We start from the raw sequence: 2,792 nt of genomic DNA, 5'->3' as shown, positions 1-2,792 counted from the left end.
TGCTTGAGGAGGCCGGGCTCAAGCCGCAACTGGTGGTCGGCACATCAGCCGGCAGCCTGGTGGCGGCGCTGTACGCCAGTGGCAAGACCAGCGCGCAGCTGCAGCAGACCGCGCTGAACATGGAGGAAGTTGCCATCACCGACTGGATGCTGCCGATCATCGGCCGCGGCATGTTCCGCGGTGACGCGCTGGCCCGCTATGTCAACGACCTTGTGGCCAACCGGCTGATGGAAAACATGGCCATTCCGCTGGGCATCGTCGCCACCGATCTCAACAGCGGCCAGGCCGTGCTGTTCCAGCGYGGCGATACCGGCACAGCAGTGCGCGCATCCAGTGCGGTGCCGGCTGTGTTCGTGCCCGTCAAGATCAACGGCCGCGAGTATGTAGACGGCGGCCTGGTCTCACCGGTGCCTGTGCGCTTTGCCAGGCAGATGGGGGCCGACGTCGTGATTGCTGTCGACATCTCCAGCCCGCCCGAAGCCAACCTCGCCGGCGACACGTTGCAAATCCTGCTGCAGACTTTTGCCATCATGGGCAAAAGCATCAACCAGTACGAACTCAAGGATGCCGATGTCGTGGTCCGTCCGTCGCTTACGGGCCTGAAAAGCGCCGACTTCTCTGCGCGGCAGCGCGCCATCGATTCAGGCCGTGCGGCCATGTTGGCCGCGTTGCCACAGCTGAAGGCAAAGCTGGCCGCAGCGGGTGTGGCGATGGCAAGGTAGCTGCTATTGATTTGATAGCTGCTAGCGCTCGTCCCTATTGGGTAAAACGCCTGAATAGCTTAAATCGGGATGCGCCGGACAAAAAAAAGCCCAATCTTGCGACTGGGCTTAACTGGATCCGTGAAAATGAATTTCGAATGGATCCGAGGAGACAAGCGGTCTGGAATCGTGCTGTTACGCAAGGTTCCGGGATCAGGCTCCGGTCGTTCCCGCAGAAATGCGGGAACAATGAATAACAATTAACGCTTCTTGGAAGCGGTTTTCGTGGCGCTCACTGCGGATGCAGCCACGGTGTTGAAGTTGGCTTCAGCCATTTCGCTGGCTTGCTTGACAGCCTTTTGCATGGATTCGAATGCGTTATTCGCGGCAGCAACAGCGCTCTTCATCACGGCAACGGCGGTTTCGGAACCGGCTGGCGCATTTTTGGCAGCGTTGTCGACCAGGCCGACAAACTTCTTCTGTGCATCAGCAGTTTGGCCTTCCAGGGTCTTGCCCAGTTCAGCACCGGCAGCCGAAGCGATGTCATACAGGTGACGGCTGTAAGCAGCGGTCTTTTCAGCCAGGGGCTGGACCAGGCCGGCTTGCAGGGCCATCAGTTCTTGCGCGTCTTTCACGCCCATCACGGCTTGTGCGTGGTTGGCGGTTTCGGCAAGGGCAGCCTTGGTGGCTTGCACGTTCAGTTCGACCAGCTTTTCAACGCCTTCGAAGGCTTTGTGGGTCAGACCAAACAGGGTTTCGATGTTGGCTTTGTGGGAGGCCATGATTTGTTCAGCGGTCAGCATAATTAATCTCCAGATATAAGTTAATGAGTCGTCGGGTCAATAGTTGCGTTGYGCTGAATTGCTGCACTGCAACATGACCCTAAGTATAGGCATTGGCCGAGGCATTGCAAGCAGTTTTTGTTGCACTGCACCATTTTAGATGTCGGGCCCTATTTGCACCCCGAAAACAGAATTCAAAAGCATTCAAAAGTCCACGATTTCCGGTGCTGGGTACTACATGCCCGTCGCTGCTGCTTCAGGCCACAATCGTTGAAGCCCTTCCTCGCTTCTCATCTTGCAAGCTTTTTACGCCGACAACTTCGTATTGCCGCTGCCGCTTGGGCACCGTTTTCCCATGGCCAAGTACCGGCTGTTGCGCGACCGCCTGGTCAACGAACTGTCGGCCGTTCGAATGGCGCAGGCACCGGCCGCCACCGATGGTGAGCTCGCCCTTGTTCACACGCCCGCCAATATAGATGCGATCATGCACGGCACCTTGCCGGCGCCCGCGCAGCGCGAGATCGGCTTTCCCTGGAGCCTGGGCATGGCCGAGCGTGCGCGCCGCTCTGCCGGCGCCACCGTTGCAGCGGCCCGCGTGGCGATGGGGCCAGGGGGCAAACGGGGCGAGGGCGTTGCAGCCAACCTGGCCGGAGGTACGCATCACTCGTATGCCCACAAAGGCGGCGGCTTCTGCGTTTTCAACGATGCGGCGGTGGCCGCCAGGCTCATGCAGGCGGAGTGGGCGCGGCTGCACCGCCACGAGCGCAAACCGCTGCAGGTCGCCATCATCGATCTGGATGTGCACCAGGGTAACGGCACTGCCAGCATCTTTGCCGCGGACACCAGCGTGTTCACGCTGTCGTTGCATGGGCAAAAGAATTTCCCGTTTCGAAAAGAAGCCAGCGACCTCGATGTGGACTTGCCGGACGGCTGCGGCGATGCAACCTATCTGCAGGCGCTGGAGCATGCGCTTGACGAGCTGGAGCGGCGCTTTGAGCCGGGGCTGGTGCTGTTTCTGGCGGGCGCCGATCCGTACGTGGGCGACCGGCTGGGACGGCTGGCCCTGAGTTTTGACGGTCTGGAGGCGCGCGACCGGCGCGTCTTCGACTGGGCCTGGCAGCGCCGCATCCCGCTGGCGTTTTCCATGGCGGGTGGCTATGGCATCAACATCGACGAAACCGTGCAGGTGCAGATGAACACCTACCGGGTGGCGCTTGAATACTGGAAGCGCTGGAATCCGTAGCGGGGGTGATCCAGCGGGGATTGCTGCTACATTGCCAGGGCCATCCTAGGTGGCCAGGAAGTAAAA

Annotated in this window: 3 protein-coding genes; 2 read left to right on the top strand and 1 reads right to left on the bottom strand. The window is 60.2% G+C overall.

The genetic code is table 11. The features are described from left to right. Positions 1-722, top strand: a 722-nt coding sequence (locus tag AC1D1P_RS19900; protein ID WP_477674160.1) for a patatin-like phospholipase family protein, incomplete at its 5' end; no start/stop codon positions are given. Between the two features lie 239 nt (positions 723-961). On the opposite strand, the gene AC1D1P_RS19895 is transcribed toward AC1D1P_RS19900, so the two are convergent. Further along, positions 962-1,507: a phasin family protein gene (locus AC1D1P_RS19895; RefSeq protein ID WP_457279775.1), complete on the bottom strand. Its 546-nt coding sequence runs from the start codon at positions 1,505-1,507 to the stop codon at positions 962-964. Positions 1,508-1,778: 271 nt separating this feature from the next. Here AC1D1P_RS19895 and AC1D1P_RS19890 point away from each other — a divergent pair, with 271 nt between their 5' ends. Beyond that, a complete protein-coding gene (locus tag AC1D1P_RS19890; RefSeq protein ID WP_477674159.1) occupies positions 1,779-2,726 on the top strand; it encodes a histone deacetylase family protein in 948 nt (315 codons plus the stop codon). Positions 2,727-2,792: the final 66 nt, after the last annotated feature.

The sequence above is a fragment of the Polaromonas sp. P1_E1_2 genome, from assembly GCF_056406035.1.
The sequence above is the reverse complement of the archived record's forward strand: the minus strand, read 5'-3'. Positions and strand labels throughout refer to the sequence as shown.